This window comes from Pantoea sp. X-Soil-OKNW-556 (assembly GCF_059730695.1).
In genome coordinates this window covers 144689-163119 of record NZ_AP035994.1, presented here as the reverse complement: position 1 = coordinate 163119, position 18431 = coordinate 144689, and the positions used below count along the sequence as shown (strand labels likewise).

The window sequence follows — 18431 nt, the reverse complement described above, 5'->3', positions numbered from 1 at the left end:
TGTTTTATACGTTGTTCAGGCGTTTTGCGTCGGGGAACATCAGACCAAAACAGGTGATACCATCCCGGCTTTCAACCCAGCAGCGTCCCTGGTGCAACTGCATGATTGAGTTGACGATTGACAGTCCCAGCCCGCTGGAATGCGCCGAGTTGTTACGGGAAGGGTCAGCCCGATAAAAACGATCAAAGATCCGCTCCTGGTGTAAGGGGGCGATCGTCTCACCGTGGTTAATCACCTGGATACTCATCCCATCAGACAGAGCTTCAGCAATCAGATCAATTTTGCTTCCTGCGCGAGCGAAACGCACGGCGTTTGACAGCAGGTTTGCCAGCGCTCTACGCAACAGCATGGCATCGGCAAATACCTTACCGCCGCCGTGCGTCCGGAGGGTCACATCCCGGTCGGCGGCCAGATCTTCGAAATAGGCGCAAATCCGCGCCATCTCTGCACTGATATCGATATCGCTACACTGGATGACCTGGTCAGGTTGTTCCGCCTGCGCCAGAAACAGCATGTTGTCGATCATCCGTGACATGCGCTGTAACTCCTCAAAGTTCGACCCCAGCAGTCGCTGATAATAAGCGTTATCCCGAGTAGCACTCAGCCCGACTTCCGTCTGCCCCAGCAGAGTAGTAATGGGCGTTCGCAAGTCATGTGCCATATCGGCACTCACCTGCTTCAATTGCTGAAATCCCCGTTCCATACGTTCCAGCATGGCATTCGTCTGGTCAATTAACGTATCCAGTTCAGTCGGGACATCGTTCTTATTCAGCCGGAAGGAGAGGGTCCTGGTGCCAATCTGCGCCGTACGATCTGCTAACCTGCGCAGCGGCGAAACCCCACGACGGGCAAAAATAACCGCGAGCACCACGGATATCACCGCCATCAACGATGCGAAAAATAAAATATTATTACGATACTCGGCAAGAATATGGGTTCTGTCGCTTAACACCCGTGCTGTCAGAATCTCCAGTGGTGGCAAATTATTCGTCGAGGGGCTGATGGCGGCCATGTAAATCATCGGTGTCCCATCTGCACTGTCTGCATGATGCACCGCCTCCAGTGAGAGTTTTTGACCGGCGGCAACAGGGGTAGCGACAGGAATTGCGCGCTGCATTGGATTCACTTCCAACAACGTTGCACCGTCAACATAGCGGATTACCAGTAGCGACTCGGTGTTGCCCAGCATATTGGCAAACAGATGCGGTTTTTCGCGGATCAACTGGCGCGCGTCGAGATTTTTCAACAAGGTGCTGATTTGGTCAATGCGGGACACCAGCGCCGCGTCATCGCGCAGGGAGAGCTGATGTCGGAGTGCATAGTAAAGCGCACTGCCCATCACCGCCGATGCCACGAAAGAAAAAGCGGCCAACAACAGCGACAGGCGAAACGTGAGCGAGGCGCGCTTCATGCCTCGACCTCGCAACGGTAGCCAACACCATGCACGGTATGGATCAACCGTACCGGGAAAGGATCGTCAACTTTTTGTCGTAATCTGCGGATGGCGACATCCACCACATTGGTATCGCTGTCAAAGTTCATATCCCAGACGCGGGAAGCGAGGAATGTGCGCGAGAGCACCTGACCGGGGTGTTGCAATAAACACAGCAGCAGCTTGAACTCTTTATTGGTCAGCGTGATACGCTTACCTGCACGCTCACAGCGAAATTTCGCCACATCCAACATCAAATCCCCCAGCGACAGGACTTCTTCCGCTTCCGCTATCGGTTGACCTCGCCGTAAAATGATGCGAATCCTCGCCAGCAGTTCAGCAAAAGAGAATGGCTTAACCAGATATTCGTCGGCCCCCAGTCCTAACCCACGCAGACGATCTTCCAGCGTACCGCGTGCGCTGAGAAACAGCACCGGCGTTTGATTGTGGGCGCGCAGACGCTCCATTACCGTCCAGCCGGACATCTCCGGCAGCATGACATCCAGCAGAATCAGGTCATAAACTTCTTCCCGCGCCAGGTGAAGACCATCAATACCGTTCGCCGCCCAGTCAGCGGTGTAACCCGCTTCATTGAGGCCATTCACCAGGTAAGCTGCCGTTTTTGCTTCGTCTTCGATAATGAGGATTTTCAAACGATGGCAATCCCGTAACAAGGAGAGAAGAGGGTACGAGGCGCACCCCATTCGCGTCATTATAACTTAGTAACCTGGGACGTGAGCGGCTTTCATAATCAGGTTGGCCACCGCGACAGGCTGTGAAATCAACGATACATGGCTGGACTTGAGTTCGATAGTTTGTGCGTGCATACGCTTCGCCATAAAGCGTTCTAAATCCGGGTTGATGGTGCGGTCTTCGGTTGATACCGCATACCAGGTTGGTTTGTCATGCCAGGCCGCCATCGTGGTTTTTGCCTGGGTGATGGCTTTACCGATCGGCTGCTGTACTGCGTAGTATGACAGGGCTTCTTTTGTCGGCAGGTCCCCGGCAAAATCATGAATGAAAGCTGATTCGGTTAACATACCATAACCGCCATTATTCCACTTCAGGCCCGCCGAGGCCGGTGCCGCCGGGTATTTTTTGGTCAGCGCCGGGTAATCTTCACCGGCTTCAGGGGCGCGGGCGGCAATATAAACCAGGCCTTTGACTTCCGGCTCATCACCCGCCTGGCTGATCACCATGCCGCCGTAAGAATGCGCCACCAGAATAACCGGGCCGTTCTGCTGTGCCAGCGCGCGTTTGACGGCGGCAACATCATTATCCAGCGAGGTTGTCGGATTTTGCACCGCCGTAACGTGCAAACCTTTCGCCTGCAATAGGGGGATCACTTTGCCCCAACTGGAACCATCGGCAAACAGGCCGTGGACCAGAACGATGTTCTTCACTTCCTGTGGTGCCGTGGTGCTATCCGCGTGAGCAGTGGCGCTACAAGCCGCCATGACCAGCGATGCGATGGCGGAGAGATGACGTAATTTCATGATTTATCCTCAAATTCAACAAAGGTGTTCATGCGCCAATCTATCCGCCTGGGACCAACAACGTGCTGACAAGAAGATGACAAAAAAATGACAAACCAGCCGTCATCACCGTCCCGATGGTTTTATCCGCGCCAGTGCATCCTGTAACCGAACCTGGCTTTCGCTATCGTGTGAGGTGCTTTCATCCCAACGCGTATGTGATGCCTTTAACTGCTGGCGCGCCTGCATGGGAGCCTTAATGCGCTCCAGTGCAGCGATCGTGTCCAGATAACCCTGCTCGCTCCACGACTGGATATTCTCTGCGCTAAAGCCCAGCAGGTCTTTCGCGCCACCCAGCGCCCCTTGATTACGGCGTAACGTGGTTCGCGGCCTGATTTCGAGGATCGTGGTGTCAGGAAATGAGTGGCGATCCCATAATGAACTGTCACTCAGATGGGTAACGATTATGCAGTTACAACCGGCTGCAACCAGCGGCGTGACCGGGGTGTTGCCCTGTACGGTGCTCCACCCGCCCATCCCGCCATCACTGTAACGCTTGCCGTTAATCTCGCGTGGTTTGAACAACAACGGCAGAGCAGCCGAAGCCAACAGCGCCTCCTTTTGCAGCGCTGTTGGCAGCGCCTGCACGAGTTGAAATTCTGAGGCATTAGTTTCACTTACCCCAACCTCAGCCAGTAAACAGCGCAGGATATCGGCAATACCCCCGTCCGTTGGATACAGAGAAACATGCAACGGAATGCCGCTCGCTAACTCGTCGGGTGCCAGAAACCGGTTCATCAAGTCCATCAGCGGCTGATCCGACAATAAGGATTCATCCTGCTGGAGAGTGCTCAGCCTGGAGACGCCCAGTTGTGCCATCAAATTGCTGACCAACCAACCCATTTTGCCTAACACCGGAGTCAGCCCCATCGACAGACCAAACTGGGTGATAAAGCGCAGATAGATCGATTTATTCAGTTGCAGAACGTTGTTGCCGCCTAAGTGTTGCCATATCTCCCGCAGGCGCGCGGCACCGGCATCCAGCGAAGGCGACGAGGCGAGAATCGCGCCATTCAGCGCACCAATACTGGCACCGGCAATCACATCCACCTGGGTACCGGATTCAGCAAGGGCGTTGACTACGCCGACCTGATACGCACCAATGGCACCACCGCCAGAGAGGGCAAGTCCTACCTTAAGTGTCTGATTCATGCGTGCTCCTTGCTAAAGACTTCATCGACCAGGGTAGCGGCAATACGTTCTGCTGAACAAATGCGTGGGATGCGCAGCGGCAATGCGGCTCCGGGTTGCGTCACTGCCCGGCACATCGGCTGACGCACATCGGTACTCCAGTCAGCCAGCCAACTGAGGGTTTCCGGCCAGTCAGGGGTTTGCAGCGTATCCTGCTGCCAGCTCAACCAGTTACGGATGTCATGGCGTGCGTGGCCATTACGGCCATAATCCTGCGCCATCTGCGTCAGCACACGATTTTTTAGCGTTTCGATCAATTGCTGACTTTGTTGCACCTCACCGTCGCGAATCACCTCGCCGAATGCCCCCCAACGCAACTCCTCCAGCGCCACGTAGCAACGACTGGCGATGGGAATGGCGGCATAACGGCCTGCGCTCCACTGAGAAAGGACGCGATCAAGATGCAACTGACCGCGCTGAACGCTGTCGATACGCTTCAGCTGTTCATCGTTGTTTGCCATCCACAGATGGACTTTGTCGGACAGTTCGAGCAGTAACTCGCGCGTATCCGCAGAATAATGGGCGATGTTGGCCGTGTCCTGCATCAGGGCATTAACCCGATCGTTCACCTGCGACACGGCGAAATTGGTTTTAGCCTGAGAAAGCGTCAATTCGGTCAACCAGGTGAGCGAAGCCTGCAATCCGTCATGCACAGCGGCATTGATCGCCTGCTGGCGTGCCGCAGACTGACCACTTATCCCCTCTTTAAGCCGCTGGAAAAAGGGACGGTTTTGCTGATGGCGCAGATGATCATCAACCACATCAAGACCGTTGGCGAAATCCACGATAAACTTTTCCGGAATACTCTCCAGTACCTGGCATGCCTGCATCTCGGGAAAACATTGTTTAAATAGCGACATCAGAAAACCATCCCCAGTTCGTCTTTTAACGCTTTCGCGTCACGCATTAACTCCGGCGTCAGTTGTTGCAGCTCCTGCAAGCAGCGGGTCAGTTGCAGCCGTTGTTGCTGATCAGCACGTTGATCCTCAGTGCTTTGGATCAGCGTATTGCGTAGTTGCTCCACCTTGCTTCTGAATTGCTCAAAGAACTGGTTGATTTCGTTGATGATCGGATTGATGATTTGCGCCTCGATGTGGCTTTCCAACTCCGCAAAATACTGATCGGTATGCGTGGTGATCTCTTCCCTTATTTTTCTGACATCCACCTCGGCTTGCACCACATCAACGCTGAATTCCTCCCAGCCCCAGTCACTGGAATCAAACCAGCCACACACGGTACCCCATACCCCATCAGCACGACGACGACGGGATTCACGGATTTTTTTGGCTTCCAGCAGATGAGCGATGCGCGTTTGCACCGCCAGATTGGCTTGTAAATGGGCAACCTCGGGGAACGCGATCGTCATCGAGAAACCCTCCTCGCCAAGGCGCGTATTGATTTGCTGCGCGATGCCTGCCACGGCAGACATGGCGTTACCCTGGAAACTCTGCTCAATGCCGGAAACAATGGCGTTCAGCCGGGTTTTTACCTCTTCTTCAATCGGGGTGAGTAACGTCTTCATCGCGTTTTCGACGTTGGTAATAAAATCTTCAGCTTGTTTGCGGCTACTGAATTTAACCATCGGCTGGCGGGGATCAAAGTCTCTGCCATCTGCATGACCCTGCGCAAAAAAGTGCATAAACGATTCGGTTGGCGAGGCAGTACGTTGCTGTCGGGGATCGCGTTCGTCCCGTAACTTACCTTCACGAAAGTAACAGGCAATCTCATCCGCCAGTTGCTGCTGCACGTCATCGAGCAACTCAACCGTTTGTTGTTCAATACGATGTTGGGAGGCCGTCACCTCCTCAGCGATAACTTGCTGGTGCGAAGTGATTGCCGCGCTGTCGGTGAGCAACGCATCAATTTGCTGCTGCAACGCTTCCACGTCAGCGTTGAGTCCCTGATGACGAACCGCGAGATAAGCGCTGACCTCTTGCGCATTTTGCACCAGCCTGGCCACCGCAGAATCGACGGCCAGCGCGGCAGCTTTGTTATGTGCTGCCTGAACCACTTCGGTAATCAATTGTTCCAACAAAGATTCCTGCCAGATGTCTTCAGCAAGGCTCAACGTTTGCGCCCGGTCAGCGAGTTTTTCCTTCCAGCGACGTCCGTAAGCCAGTTGGGCAAAATCGGCCACCCACTCTTCACTGGCCGAGAGTGAGCCGCCACGGTTGAGCGTACTTCTGGCACGGTTTGCCAGGTAAGCATGACGCGCCGACCCCGGATAAACCCGTTCAGCGCTCACCACATGATCATCAAACATCAACGGCACCCGGCGTTTCACCGTTGCTTCATCATCGCTGTGGCGGTCTTGCTGATCAAACTTATTCACCAACACAAAAAGACGTCCCGCCGCGGTGGCGGTGAACGCATTCAACTCGTTGCGTACTTCCTGGTCGGCCAGCGAATTTAATTGTGTGTAATCCAGCACCGCCAGCACCGCTGAAGCCTTTTGCAACTGCTCGCGCATCATCGCCTGGATATGCGGTTGACCCGCCTCATTAGGGCCTGGGGTATCCAGCAGGGTGAGGGTGCCCTGGCTGTCATCCATACCTGTTAAATGGCTAAATTCCACCTCAATCAGCGGTAATTCGTGGAATTCATTAAACGCGTCAAAAGGAAAAGTCACGTTCAGCTCACCGGACAAACGCACCAGATCATTCAGATGGTTCAGGAAGGAAAAGATGGCCTCTTCCCCGTGATAATTGTCCTGTAGCCAGTGCTGATCGCGGATAACATTGAGCAGCCTGCTCTTCTCGTCATCTTTCATCAGGCCGAATAGGCCTTTTCTCGCTTTATCACCAGCGGTTTTTTCCTTTAACTCAGCCAGCAGCGACCGCAGCACCTCAGTGTTACGCACGGTTAAATCCGGGGTAATCTTACCTGGCACATGACGGATCAGGGTCGGTACGGACGTCATTGGCGTATTACGGTTAGGCAGAATTTCTTTGCCAACAATCGCGTTAATGGTGGTGGATTTACCGGCTTTCATGGTGCCGACAATCGCCAACACCATCTCTCTTTGGGCGATTTTTTGTTGTTCCCCGGCCAGTTCTTCTCTCTTCTTCGCCGCTTGCTGGCGATCAAATAACTGTTCCTGGTCACCCGGTTTTGTCTCTGGCAGCATTTGAGGTTCATCGGTCATCTTGTGCAACAGATCAATATTCAGTTGCAACAAGCGACTGGCTTCATCACAAAGCAGAGCGATGGTGGTTTCGTGCATATCTATCCCTTGTAAACGTTAACTTTGCGCAGCGGGGAAAAATTTGGTGCGGCATCGAGCATTGACTGCATAACCTCCCGGCCAGTGGCATCCCCCTGTAGTGCACTGACGGGAAAAGGATTGCCATGCAGTTGGGCGCGTAAATTGTCCCAACGCTGGCGTAAAACCTGCCAGTGGTGTTCGTCGTAGGTGCCTTTGAAAATAACCGGGGAGAAATTAATCGTCGGCAACGCAGCCCCGCGTTTACCTGCGGCCAGTGCCTCGTCCAACAGTTTGTGCCACAGGCTATTTAAACGATCGACCCGGCCAATTTGTTGTTCTGCCACACCGGGATTCCACTCCAGATGCAGCATAATCACCGTGCGGCAGGCCAAATGGAGGTTCAGTCCCTCCCTGGCGACCCGCGACTGAGCCACCAGCACACCAGGTCGACTGTGCTGGCGGTTAAAGGCCAGGTTGAGGAGATTACGGGTCGCCGTTGAGGTTTTGCCGTCCATCAGTCGGGCAAAGCCACTTTCGCGTCGGCTGAACTCCTCCTGAAGAATCTCCAGCACCCGTTGCCAGCGTTGTTCCGCCAGTTGGCTCTCATCTTCATCCTCGTCAACCGGCTCGATATGGTCACGGTTGCGTGCCGCGTTCACCAACTCGCCAAAGGCTTCAGCAAGATGTGAAGGTGAACGCCGCTCCTCTGCGGAACCGGTTAGTGCGTAGAGCGCATTGGCAACGTTGGTCAAATCGTTGGTTTGCCGCTCAAGCGCCACCGATTGCTCAAATACCGTGAATACCGCTTGCAGGCTCAGGTCGTTGCCAGCAGCAATGCCTTGTTTCAACAGGGAAAGGAGATGACTGCGCAACGAACGTCGCTGCTGTTCGAGTTTTTTGTACTGTTTACCCAGTTGGTCGTCGATTTCACGCTTGTTTGCTTCGCCGTGATACAACTGACGCCAGGCATGTTGGATGGCAAGCCATTCATCGGCATGCACTTTTTCCTGTGGCCAGTATTCTTTACCCGCCGCCAGCGTGCGTAACATGGCACGCGCATTCAGTAACTTCGTTAAGGCAGACATCGGCTGGGTAAAACGACCAAACACCAGCACCTTTTCCCCACTGTCCCAGACCGCTTCGACGGCTTTTACGGTCGCCAGAATCGCAGGGTGGTTAAACAATGAACCGCCTGCATCCGCCTGCATGGCGGCACTCAGCCGCTGCTGCCACCACGCCGCGCGTTGCTGGCGTTTGTCGTCCAGCACAACGGCGGGTTCCTTCTCATCTTCGTCTTCCTGAGGATGATTAAGCAGAGAGGAGATGCCATGACCGTTGCCGAAGGTCAGCCGTACCCGTTTGGCGCTGCTGTTTTCATGTAATCGACTGACAAAGGAGAGCGCTTCTGCGGCACAGACGGCCTGTTTCCAGTTCATCGGCAGGGTGAAGGTATCCACCACGATTTCCTGTTCACGCCGGTAAGCCTGTCCGGCATGTTGATGGAATTTTTGCACCAGCTCGTCTTCACGCTTGTCACGCCGCAGCAGATAAGGGGCAAGCACCTGCTCGAAAGCGGCAGCGGCCTGACGATAGCGTTGCTGTACCCGACTGTCGGCATAGTCATGGCGAATCTCTGCCACCGCGGATTGATACTCACCAATCACTGGCAGCAGGGGTGTCGCGTTAACCTCAATGCGGCTCAGCATCTGCTGCCATTGATGGCTGTCCAGCTCAATCGGCGTGGCACTGATCGCCAGACGGCGGGCGTCGTGAGCCGGTTGAATCACCTCTTCCAACAAACGGTTGAGGCTGCTGTCTGATCCCCGACTTTTGTGAGCTTCATCGACAATGATTAACTCAAAGGTCCCCAGCCCCAATCCGACACTGGTCGCAAGCTGGCGACGTTGTGGCGAACCGACCGCATAGTTTTGCTCGGAATATCGGGGCTGATTACCCACCTCTTTGACCAGCTGATTGATTCGCTTGCGGGCGGGATGTGCTGCGGGCAGGCGGCGGATCGCCTGGCAAATCAGTCGCGCCGCCTGGCTGAGTTCAGGGGTGGATAACTGGGGACAATCGGTTTTGTCCCGCCAGCGGTGAACCACCGCCGGAAGCCATCCCCAGCGCCATTCAAGGCTGTTCCTGCCCAGACGCCAGTTGGCCATCGCATGAGAGATCATCAGGCAGGGTTCTTCAAACCAGGGGCGTGAGGCCGCCTCCGCGTGCCAGGCCGCTTTGTATTGCCGCAGGCTTAACAAAGGCGCACCCGGCGTAATGCCCGAGACCTGCAACTCAGCACGCCAGTTGGCCGCCAACCCACCGGGGATCAGTATCGCCACCCGGCCTCCCGCAGCCATAACGCATTGGGCCAGCGTGGTGGCAATGCGAGTTTTGCCCATACCCACTTCATCGGCCAGAATCACGCCGTGCTGCTCAATTCTTGCGGCTATCGCCAACAACGTCGCTTTCTGCCCGGCATTTAACGCGACGTCGTTCTTCACCACCGCGCGCAGTGATTGCGCCACCACCGGCCAACCGGCGAAACTGTTATTCATTGGCTGTCTCCGCAAAAGCGTGCAGATCACTGACACCCCAGGCCGTTTCGATACGTCGCAACATCTGCAAATAATCCTGACCCGGCAGGCTGTCGTCATCTTCGGCAAACGCCGGGCGGAAAGGCGCGGCTTTTAACGCACTCAACGGGTTAATGCCCAAATCGGTGAAACGGGCCAAATCGGCGTTGCCGCTGGCCTGGAGCAACGTTTGCTCAAGGCTACGGCACCAGTAAAGCCATTGATCTTCACTCAGACGGGTCTGACACTCGGCAATCCCTTCGATCAGGGACATCACCTGGCGGATCGGTTGTGAAGTCAGTGACATGTCCTCGGGGTGACTTTGCAGCATGTCGGGGAGCAGGCCAGCTTGCTCACCTTCCGGGTCAACAACATCAAGGTCAGGTGGTTGGGGGAAATGGGATAACTGCCAAAGCACCTCATCGAGGTTCAGTTGGCGCAGCGGCGTGGCGGCAATACGACCCAGTTCATCCATAACCGGGATATCCGCCCCGAAGCTAACCCCCTCTGACTGCCAACGGATGCTCACGCTGCGTGGCATTTCACCCTGCCAGACAAACCCCTGCGTCACTTCAGGGCAGGGCACGCCCGCCATATCCAGCACGGTGATCGTTATCGGCGAAGCAGAGGGTGGGGAAAGCAGCCCCTGATTCCCCGCGCCAGGTTGCCATAGCAACCCACTGATGGGCGGTGCATAGTGAGGAGGGCGTTCAGTCATCTCCTCACCAGCCTGCAAGGGAATTGACAGATCGTCACAGTCGCCGTCGGATTGAATGGGCAGCAACCAGCTCAGGGTGTTCTCTGCTGGCTGTTTCCCGGCGGAGGTCTTCGCCAGGCGGTCAGGGCAAAAGAACACCCCCGCCTCCAGATTACCCACGGCGGGTTTCATGCGTTGCATAAACCCCGGTCCGGTGAGGTTGCCGGATCCCAGATATAACCAACCGCGTGTCAGCATGTCGCTCACGCTGCGATGATTGGCACTGAAAATGAATTTGGCATGCAGCGTGCGCTCAACCTGGCGGAGTTGGGCGGGCGGCCTGATGGTCATGCCCTGTGCTTGCAAGGCTTCGACACGCTGGGCGACGGCCTGGCAGGCGTGCGGATTAACGTACAGATCAATCTGCGCGCTATGGGTTAATGCCGCCGTTTCCTGTAACAGTTGCACAATTTTTTCTGGCACCAGCGGCGCCGAGCCGTTACCGCCTTCATAGAAGCCAGACCCCATCGCCAGATAATTACGCTTTCCCTGTCGTTCCGCATCGGAAAGCCAGCGCTTGAGTTGGCTAAACAGCGATGTCCTGCGGTTATCCACCAACCGTGGGGTGCCCCTGGCGTATTTGCGGCATTGGCTGAGCCAGGACTCCACTTCCCGCCGTGCAAGGCTGCTGAGGGTAGGTTGATCATTGATGGTCAGAGAAAGCAGTGAGGTATCACACCAACCGGCAATCTCATCAAAGAGCATCTGTGCAGCCCGGAAATCGGCACAGCTTTGCCGCCATGCCTCTCCCGGCTGATGTAAGGCTTCCGCGGAAAGGTCGAGGCACCAGACCAGATCGAGACTCTCCTCCAGGGATTGCCGGGTCCAGTTGCCAGTGCTGACCAACAGCCGCAAGCGCCAGCCATGTTGTTCATCATGGGGTTTGAACCCGAGGAGCGCGACTTTGGCATGGAGAAGATTAAGTGGCGGTGCGGCAGACATCTGACAATGCATCACGCCGGGCACCGTCAGCGGCGAAATAAACCGATTGCCCGCATCCAGAAACAGCGCCAGCTTGCTATGTCCATGATGCGCACGCGCTGCCTTATTCAGACCGGTGAAGCGATCCAGCGCCGACTCCAGAAAATCCTCGCTGGCTGAATAGCCGCACAACCAGCCGAAATGCCCAGTGTAGCCGCGAGGCGCATCAAAGTAGTCGACCAGTGACGGGGGCAGTTTTGCATAACCGGTCATGCGACTTTCCCCTTATCGAGCCAGGCCGACAGCTCACCATGCAGGTCCAGATTGAGTAAAAAAAGATTGTGCATCCGCCTGGAGAGATGTTCGGGCCAGAAGTCCTGCGCAGATGGCGGTTCCACCGCGTCCTCGTCCTGGTTCGTGTCAGCAGCGCTATTTCCCCGAAAGGCGTTACCGGGTTCAATCTGTTCAGCGTTGAGTTTCAGGATATGGCCATCGCGCTCCACCAGTGCGCGCAACACAGCTGCGGGTGGCTGGTCACATTCATGGCAGAACTGCCTGGCTGCCGCGTCAGGATGCTGCAACAGCAAAAATGCCTGCGCGCGCTGGCGCAAATGCTGTATCGCATCCAGCAGAGGCGGCGAAAGAGGGGAGCGTAAATCGTGACACACACCGGAGTGGTGTTGCGCCATCTCGACTTCGAGACGCTCCAGCAGTTCCAGCGCGGCAGCGCGGGTGGCAAAAAAATACGCGCCGGCTTGCAAATCATGCCAGTGTTCAACGGTAATCTCTGCCGGACGCTTTTCCCAACGGATGCGCGCGGGGCGTGACTGGCGCAGCCGATCCATCCAGGCCAGAGCAGCACTGCGCCGCTGGCTATCCGTTTCGCTCCCCGCGTGTTGCAGTTGGCTTCGAATCAGCTGACAGGCATCCGATGACAGCGCTTCGTACGAAGGCTGCACCGCCCTGGTGGCTATCGAGTCTGGCGCGGCGATCCAGCGGGTGAACAACGCCTGTTGCCCTTTATCCAGCCTGAGCAGTTGTTCGCCTGTGGCGGTGCAGTCGAACGCGTTAAAGCTGCGTTGTGGAGTGACAAAACCCAGCGCGGGTAACGCCTCAACCGTCCCCATCCGCATTGGAATGGTGACATAAAATGTCCGTTTCCGGGCAGCGTTAAACGTCAGGTCTTTGGCATGCAGTTTGCGAATCTTGTTAAAACCGCGCAGACGCGCATCTCTCTGCTTTCCCTCAACATATCCCTTCCAGCAGCTTAGCGCCTCAATCGCGTTCGCCGCTTCAATATTGCTGGTGCCGTTATTTAACTGGCGCGCAATCCACACACCCTGTAAGGCCATAACGATTTGCCGGGCAAACCACACCCCGCCGAGGCCCGGTACGGCAAGCTGATTGAAACGTGCGGCTATCTCGTTCAGTTGCAGCGTGCGGGTTCTGCGGATGGAGGGGACAGTGGCAGGCGCACACAAGCCCCAGGTCATGCTGTTCATCGTATGGCATCGCCTTCTGTCACGGGTTGGCGTTGTACATGACTTACCGCATCACCAAATGCCGCCAGAAACCATTGCAACATGGCGCTATCAACCACGGTGGCGGAAATCTCCAGCCGGTCGGGCGGGATTTCGCGATGGGTCTGGTCGATCGACAGCGGGGACTCAAGCAGATGCAGCCCGGCCGCCCGGTCAATTTCAAAAGTCAGGTAGATCTGATGGCCCTCACCAAAACCAAAACGGCCATCATCATCATATTTTTTCAGGTTGAACCCGGCCGGCCGCTCAAAGCTGAAGGTGCTGACGCTGGCCGCCAGAATGCGGTTTAGTGCCAGGCTGCGTTCATTGTCGTAACCGTCAAAACGGCACACCAGATACAAACGCGGCCCTTGCTGCGCCAGACCCAGCGGCATGACCTTGTTTTCACTCTCGCGACCTGCTGCGTTACGGTAGGTCAGTTTTAGCCAGCGATTGAGATACAGCGCCTCGCTCACGGCTTCAAACACCCCCTCCGCGATGGGGGGTGGCAACAGTGGCTGACTGGTTGCCACGACGCGGACCTTATCTGGCCACTCCGCTTCGAGACGACTTTGTCCACTGGCATGCAGATTGCGTTGCGCCTGGGTAAAAAAACCGGTCATGGATTTGATCAACCGGGTCGGCAGAATGGGTTTGAGGTGCGCTTCCGCCATCGCCAACAGCAGCGATTCCTGCGGGTTTAACACCGGCAGCGACACGCCGCGAGAATTCTCTAACCAGCGATAACCATAGGGGCGATTGCGTAAGTCGCATTCAATATCAAAATGGTTACACAGCATCTCCAGATGGCGCTGGATGGTGCGCAGATCGCGCTCAATGCCTGCATGACTTAACTGTTCATGCAGTTCGCGGGCGGTAATTTTTCGGCCGCGCGGAATGCGTCGCAATAACTCGATGGCCAGCAATGTGGTTTCTATTGTCTCGGGTCTTTTAGCCACGTTTGATTCCCTGTGTTATTTATCCGGCGCGGTTTAATGCAAAAAACCAATAGCCGGCTTATCGCGTTTTTTGAGCCAGCATTCCGTTTTCAGCGCGGTAACAAAATCACTCGCGGAGCTAAAGGGGGTGATGCTGTGTTGACGCGCCACCGCGCAAAAGTCTCCCGGGGTCAATTCGTATAATTTGGTTAAAGCAGTGACCGCCGCAGAAGACGCTTCCCCCAGCTGTAACTTGTCACAGTAAAGATTCAACAGGGCCACGGACTGGTAATCGCAGAGATAATTAAACCGGACCTTGAGATCAAAACGGCGCAAGGCTGCGGCGTCCAGCACCTCAAAACGGTTGGTGGTAGTGATTAAAATCCCGTCAAAGTGCGCGATCTGACTGAGCATTTCGTTCACGCAACTCACCTCCCAACGATGCTGACAGCCATCCCTGGTCGCGAGAAAACTGTCGATCTCATCAATCAGCAGCACAGCCTTATCGCGTCTGGCCTGTTCAAAAATCGCCGCAATATTCTGTTCGCTCTCACCAACATAGCGACCAAAAAAATCCGACGGTGTTTTCGCCATCAACGGTAATGCCAACTGAGTGGCTAACCACTGCGCCCAGGCTGTTTTACCGGTTCCCGGCGGGCCATACAGACAAAAGCGCGCCGAATCATGCGGCGAAAGGTTGGTCGTTACCGCGCCAAGTGAGATATCACTGTTAATAAACGCGATATCATAAACGGCAGGTTTGCTGGCTTTACTTGTTGGTCTTATCGGCGCATGCCCCTGAGCCTTTAGGGTGTTATTGATTAAATAGATTAAAGATTCATTGGCCTTTTCGTCCGGCAATGTGGCGCTAAGGGTGGTCATGACTGTTCCGGCGCGCTCCACTACCGCAGGTGTCAGCCACGGCGTGCTGGCCAACTGAGAAATTTCGCCAGGGGTGAGTAGGGTGCCGCAGGTTTCCTGAAGCAGGGTTTCCCGTTGTTGCAGGGGGGGAGAGGTCAACTCAACCACGATATCAAAGCGGCGAATAAACGCCGGGTCCATGACGCTGATATCGTTGGACACCCATAACGTCGGGACGGCGTTCTCTTCCAGCAAACGATTAATCCACGCCTTTGGTACCGGTTGTGACAGCCCACTGAAGGTTCCCGCGCTTTCCATAAACACATCTTCCGCCTCATCGAGCAAGACAAGGGCTTTCTCGCCACGAAAGAAACGTTGCGCTCCCCGACAGGCGTGCAAGCGGCGGCTACCCTGAATCGGGCGCAGGGCCGCATTTTCGCTGGCCACTTCATAAATCGTACTGTCCAGTTCATCTGCCAGCAGGCGACAAAGCTGGCTTTTCCCGGTGCCGGGTTGACCGTGGATCAGAATATTGACCCCCACCCGACCTGATTGCAGCGCAACATCCAGCCACTGGCGCACCACGTTAACCGCAGGCAGATGGGCGTAATCATTGAAGCTGAGCTGTGCAGGCTCACAGCGTGTAATGATGCCCTGCAATAATCTGGCAGGCTCGGTCTCACCGGCATACAAGCGTTCACACAGCGTGGGTGAAAAGGGTTCGAGCTTATTACGCAGCGAGTGCGAGCCGCTGGTTTCCAGGCTGATCAAGCCGGTTTGCATCAATAAACTGTCGGCACCAAGCGCAGCACGCATCTCGCTTTCCGGGAAATCGAGCAAAGTCGCCAGGATTCGGTACACATTGACCGAGGTCACCAACCCTAGCCAGTCCGCAGTTTCATCCAGCAAGCGTTCCTGATGGAGTTGTAATGTGAATGCCAGAATGGCGCTTTCAGCCGCATTCAGTTCAATGCGGCTGGCTAAGGTGGCTACCGCCTGTTGAAAGACCGAAAAGGGGGATGAGTCGAATTGTTGTTCCCGTTCAGCATGACGCAGACGGAGTTCCCGCAAAATCGATTGCTGTAACTGCGGCGTAAATTCGTGATCCTGATAGTGGGTGAGATGGAAAAATTCCGCTAACGCCGGATGGCTGAAGCCATGCTGGGTGATAAATTGCTTATGGGTACCCAGGCGGAATAACAGACGATAGATCCACAGCTCGAGAGTGTGTTGGTTTTCCGGGGTCGGTTGCTGTTCAATCATTTTGGCGTTTAGCATGGTTCTCTCCTTTAAAACGCCAATTGTCCTCCCCGATATGACAACTTGTGTCGCAGGCGATTTTTAACCGCTGCTTACCGCACCTCATTCACATACATAAAATGCTCGGTACTGAAACGATGATGCGCCAGGATCACCGGGATCGCGCTTTGGTCGAAAGAGACTTCATCAATCACCATCACTGCATGCGGCAACGCCACTTCTAACCACGCGGCGTCCTGTTGGTCTGCCAGCGTGGCGGTAATCTGTTCCCTTACGGCAGCAACGCGCAGGTCGTAGCGCTCAAACAAAAAGCGATAAAGCAGGGGAGGTAATTGTTCGGCGGAAGGAAAATCAGGCAGGCGCGCGGCAGGTAACACCAGGGTTTCGTGCATGGCGGCGATGCCTTTTACCCGGCGCAAGCGTTTTAACCGGATGACTTCATCACCCACCCCAATCTGGAGCTTTTCCGCTTCGGTTTCACTGGCGCCACTGCGCTGATAATCAAGCAACTGCGTCTCGGAGCGCAGCAGGCCACCCGCTTTGTCATGCAGACGAAAGTACTGGAAAAAGTGGCTGAGGTTATGCAGGGGCGCCCAGCCGGTCACCACCGTGCCGGTTTTGCGGCGACGCATCAGCATCCCTTCCGTGGTCAACGCTGCCAGCGCTTTACGCACCGTACCAACCGACACGCCAAAATTTGCTGCCAGGCTGTTTTCACTGGGCAAGATGGTCCCCGCCGGTAGCTCACCTTGCAGGATGGATTCACTGATATGGCGCTTCACCACTTCATAAAGCGGCGCGCCTTCTCCCTCGTTTAACCGGGCGAAAGGTTGCGCATCGCCTGCGTCATAGTTTTTTTGCATGTTTATGATTACCGATTGACCTGAATCGTTGAATTGCATTATCTATAAACTATATAGAAATGCAAAAGACGATATACCTATGACAGATAATTCCCGCTTTAACAACGCGTTAGAGAAGATAACTCAAGATGGGGATCAGATCACCGATGACATGCGACAGATGTTGGCGGTGGATACCTGCTTTCCACCCGGCAACGGTTACGCGCAGTTTGCCGATCTGATGACGCAGTTGTTAGCGCCCATGAAATTCAGCTTCCAGCGCGTGTCTGTGCCGCAACATTTGTGGCAAGCGCCTGATGGCAGTGCGCATGGCGAAAGGGTCAATCTGTTGGCATCGCTCGACGCGGGTGCAGCTGAAAACTGTAATCTCTACTTTCATACCGATACCGTGCCTGCTGGTGATGGCTGGCGCTTCTCACCGCTGGCGCTTACGGAGGCGGAAGGCAAGCTGTTTGGCCGCGGCGCGGCGGATATGAAAGGGACGATTGTGGCGGCGATGGCGGCGATTCGTGCCGCTCAGGCCTGCGATCTGCCTTTGCGTTTCAACCCGGTGTTTTTACTCTGTACCGATGAAGAGGGTGGGCTCTATCCCGGCATTCGGTATCTTGCTGAGCAGCAGCACTTCGCAGGCCATTTACTTAGCTTTAACGGCGGGGCGGTGCCACGTATCTGGTCAGGTTGTTTCGGTAGTATCGATCTCAAAGTGATTATTACCGGACGCTCGGCACACTCGGGCGATCCGGTTAACGGTATTAATGCCATTGAGAGCGCGCTGCCACTGATGAATGCCTTGTATCAGCTGAAAGCCGAAGTTGAACAACGCACCTCTGCGATGCCTGCACCACCGCATTATCACGGTAAACCACTCACCTCACGCCTGACACTGGCGGCCGCCCACGGCGGTAGCAAAGGTTCCACCCTTCCCGAACGTTTTGAGCTGCTGATTAATCGCCGCTACGCCCCCGAAGAAACCTTTGACGCAGTCTGGCAGGAGTTGACCCTCTGCGTGCATAACGCCATGCAGGACAGCGCCGCCCTTGATGTCACCCTGCAAATGATTGGGCACCTGGCTCCGGTGAGCGATCCCGTTGGACCCCATTGGCCACGCTGGCAGGCAGCACTGAGTCAGGGGTTTGGCTTTAACGCTGAAGAATTTAAACCCTGGGGATCCTCGACCAGCTCCGATATGGGGTGGGTACAGCAAGCCGGTATTCAGGAGATTTTACTGGGCGGCCTGGCCCGTCCCGACAACCGCATTCATGCCGCCGATGAGTACACAACGATGGCAGATGTCATGGCGCTTTCGCAGTCGATTCTGGCGTATCTCGCCGATGATTTTCAGCAACCCCAGGGTAGTTAACAAACTAACGAGGAA

At 55.4% G+C, this 18431-nt stretch carries 13 protein-coding genes; 1 reads left to right on the top strand and 12 read right to left on the bottom strand.

What is annotated here, in order from left to right; all coding sequences use genetic code 11:
• Window positions 1-4: 4 nt before the first annotated feature.
• The 12 genes from AC6I8T_RS27215 to AC6I8T_RS27160 form a co-directional block, all read right to left on the bottom strand.
• On the bottom strand, window positions 5-1411 hold the full coding sequence (locus AC6I8T_RS27215; RefSeq protein WP_497834904.1) for a heavy metal sensor histidine kinase: 1407 nt from the start codon (window positions 1409-1411) through the stop codon (window positions 5-7).
• Window positions 1408-2085, bottom strand: coding sequence for a heavy metal response regulator transcription factor (locus tag AC6I8T_RS27210; protein ID WP_208727112.1), 678 nt, complete (start codon window positions 2083-2085; stop codon window positions 1408-1410). Before AC6I8T_RS27210 ends, AC6I8T_RS27215 begins: the two co-directional genes overlap by 4 nt.
• A gap of 66 nt (window positions 2086-2151) precedes the next feature.
• Window positions 2152-2928 carry an alpha/beta fold hydrolase gene (locus AC6I8T_RS27205; protein WP_208727114.1) on the bottom strand — a complete coding sequence of 259 codons (777 nt, stop codon included), beginning with the start codon at window positions 2926-2928 and terminating at the stop codon, window positions 2152-2154.
• Window positions 2929-3033: 105 nt separating this feature from the next.
• Window positions 3034-4119, bottom strand: a complete 1086-nt coding sequence (locus AC6I8T_RS27200; RefSeq protein ID WP_497834903.1) for a patatin-like phospholipase family protein — start codon at window positions 4117-4119, stop codon at window positions 3034-3036.
• Window positions 4116-5021, bottom strand: a complete 906-nt coding sequence (locus AC6I8T_RS27195; RefSeq protein ID WP_036627241.1) for a diguanylate cyclase regulator RdcB family protein — start codon at window positions 5019-5021, stop codon at window positions 4116-4118. Before AC6I8T_RS27195 ends, AC6I8T_RS27200 begins: the two co-directional genes overlap by 4 nt.
• Window positions 5018-7381 (bottom strand): dynamin family protein, encoded by a 2364-nt coding sequence (locus AC6I8T_RS27190; protein WP_497834902.1) that lies wholly within the window; start codon window positions 7379-7381, stop codon window positions 5018-5020. The genes AC6I8T_RS27195 and AC6I8T_RS27190 overlap by 4 nt, the downstream gene beginning before the upstream one ends.
• A 2-nt stretch (window positions 7382-7383) precedes the next feature.
• Window positions 7384-9918 (bottom strand): helicase-related protein, encoded by a 2535-nt coding sequence (locus AC6I8T_RS27185; protein ID WP_497834901.1) that lies wholly within the window; start codon window positions 9916-9918, stop codon window positions 7384-7386.
• A complete protein-coding gene (locus AC6I8T_RS27180) occupies window positions 9911-11887 on the bottom strand; it encodes a hypothetical protein (protein ID WP_497834900.1) in 1977 nt (658 codons plus the stop codon). Before AC6I8T_RS27180 ends, AC6I8T_RS27185 begins: the two co-directional genes overlap by 8 nt.
• Window positions 11884-13116 (bottom strand): hypothetical protein, encoded by a 1233-nt coding sequence (locus AC6I8T_RS27175; RefSeq protein WP_208727121.1) that lies wholly within the window; start codon window positions 13114-13116, stop codon window positions 11884-11886. Before AC6I8T_RS27175 ends, AC6I8T_RS27180 begins: the two co-directional genes overlap by 4 nt.
• Window positions 13113-14093, bottom strand: coding sequence for a helix-turn-helix transcriptional regulator (locus AC6I8T_RS27170; RefSeq protein WP_208727123.1), 981 nt, complete (start codon window positions 14091-14093; stop codon window positions 13113-13115). Before AC6I8T_RS27170 ends, AC6I8T_RS27175 begins: the two co-directional genes overlap by 4 nt.
• 33 nt (window positions 14094-14126) lie before the next feature.
• Complete coding sequence (locus tag AC6I8T_RS27165) at window positions 14127-16211, bottom strand: AAA family ATPase (protein ID WP_497834899.1); 2085 nt, start codon at window positions 16209-16211, stop codon at window positions 14127-14129.
• Window positions 16212-16285: 74 nt separating this feature from the next.
• Complete coding sequence (locus AC6I8T_RS27160) at window positions 16286-17056, bottom strand: GntR family transcriptional regulator (RefSeq protein WP_021185517.1); 771 nt, start codon at window positions 17054-17056, stop codon at window positions 16286-16288.
• A 79-nt stretch (window positions 17057-17135) separates the two neighbouring features.
• Here AC6I8T_RS27160 and AC6I8T_RS27155 point away from each other — a divergent pair, with 79 nt between their 5' ends.
• Window positions 17136-18416: a M20 family metallopeptidase gene (locus AC6I8T_RS27155; protein ID WP_497834898.1), complete on the top strand. Its 1281-nt coding sequence runs from the start codon at window positions 17136-17138 to the stop codon at window positions 18414-18416.
• Window positions 18417-18431 lie beyond the last annotated feature (15 nt).

Bases quoted from the DNA above. Each gene is read 5' to 3' on its own strand.
- AC6I8T_RS27215 (WP_497834904.1), bottom strand. From the start codon at position 1,411: ATGAAGCGCGCCTCGCTCACGTTTCGCCTGTCGCTGTTGTTGGCCGCT.
- AC6I8T_RS27205 (WP_208727114.1), bottom strand. From the start codon at position 2,928: ATGAAATTACGTCATCTCTCCGCCATCGCATCGCTGGTCATGGCGGCT.
- AC6I8T_RS27200 (WP_497834903.1), bottom strand. From the start codon at position 4,119: ATGAATCAGACACTTAAGGTAGGACTTGCCCTCTCTGGCGGTGGTGCC.
- AC6I8T_RS27190 (WP_497834902.1), bottom strand. From the start codon at position 7,381: ATGCACGAAACCACCATCGCTCTGCTTTGTGATGAAGCCAGTCGCTTG.
- AC6I8T_RS27185 (WP_497834901.1), bottom strand. From the start codon at position 9,918: ATGAATAACAGTTTCGCCGGTTGGCCGGTGGTGGCGCAATCACTGCGC.
- AC6I8T_RS27180 (WP_497834900.1), bottom strand. From the start codon at position 11,887: ATGACCGGTTATGCAAAACTGCCCCCGTCACTGGTCGACTACTTTGAT.
- AC6I8T_RS27175 (WP_208727121.1), bottom strand. From the start codon at position 13,116: ATGAACAGCATGACCTGGGGCTTGTGTGCGCCTGCCACTGTCCCCTCC.
- AC6I8T_RS27165 (WP_497834899.1), bottom strand. From the start codon at position 16,211: ATGCTAAACGCCAAAATGATTGAACAGCAACCGACCCCGGAAAACCAA.
- AC6I8T_RS27160 (WP_021185517.1), bottom strand. From the start codon at position 17,056: ATGCAAAAAAACTATGACGCAGGCGATGCGCAACCTTTCGCCCGGTTA.
- AC6I8T_RS27155 (WP_497834898.1), top strand. From the start codon at position 17,136: ATGACAGATAATTCCCGCTTTAACAACGCGTTAGAGAAGATAACTCAA.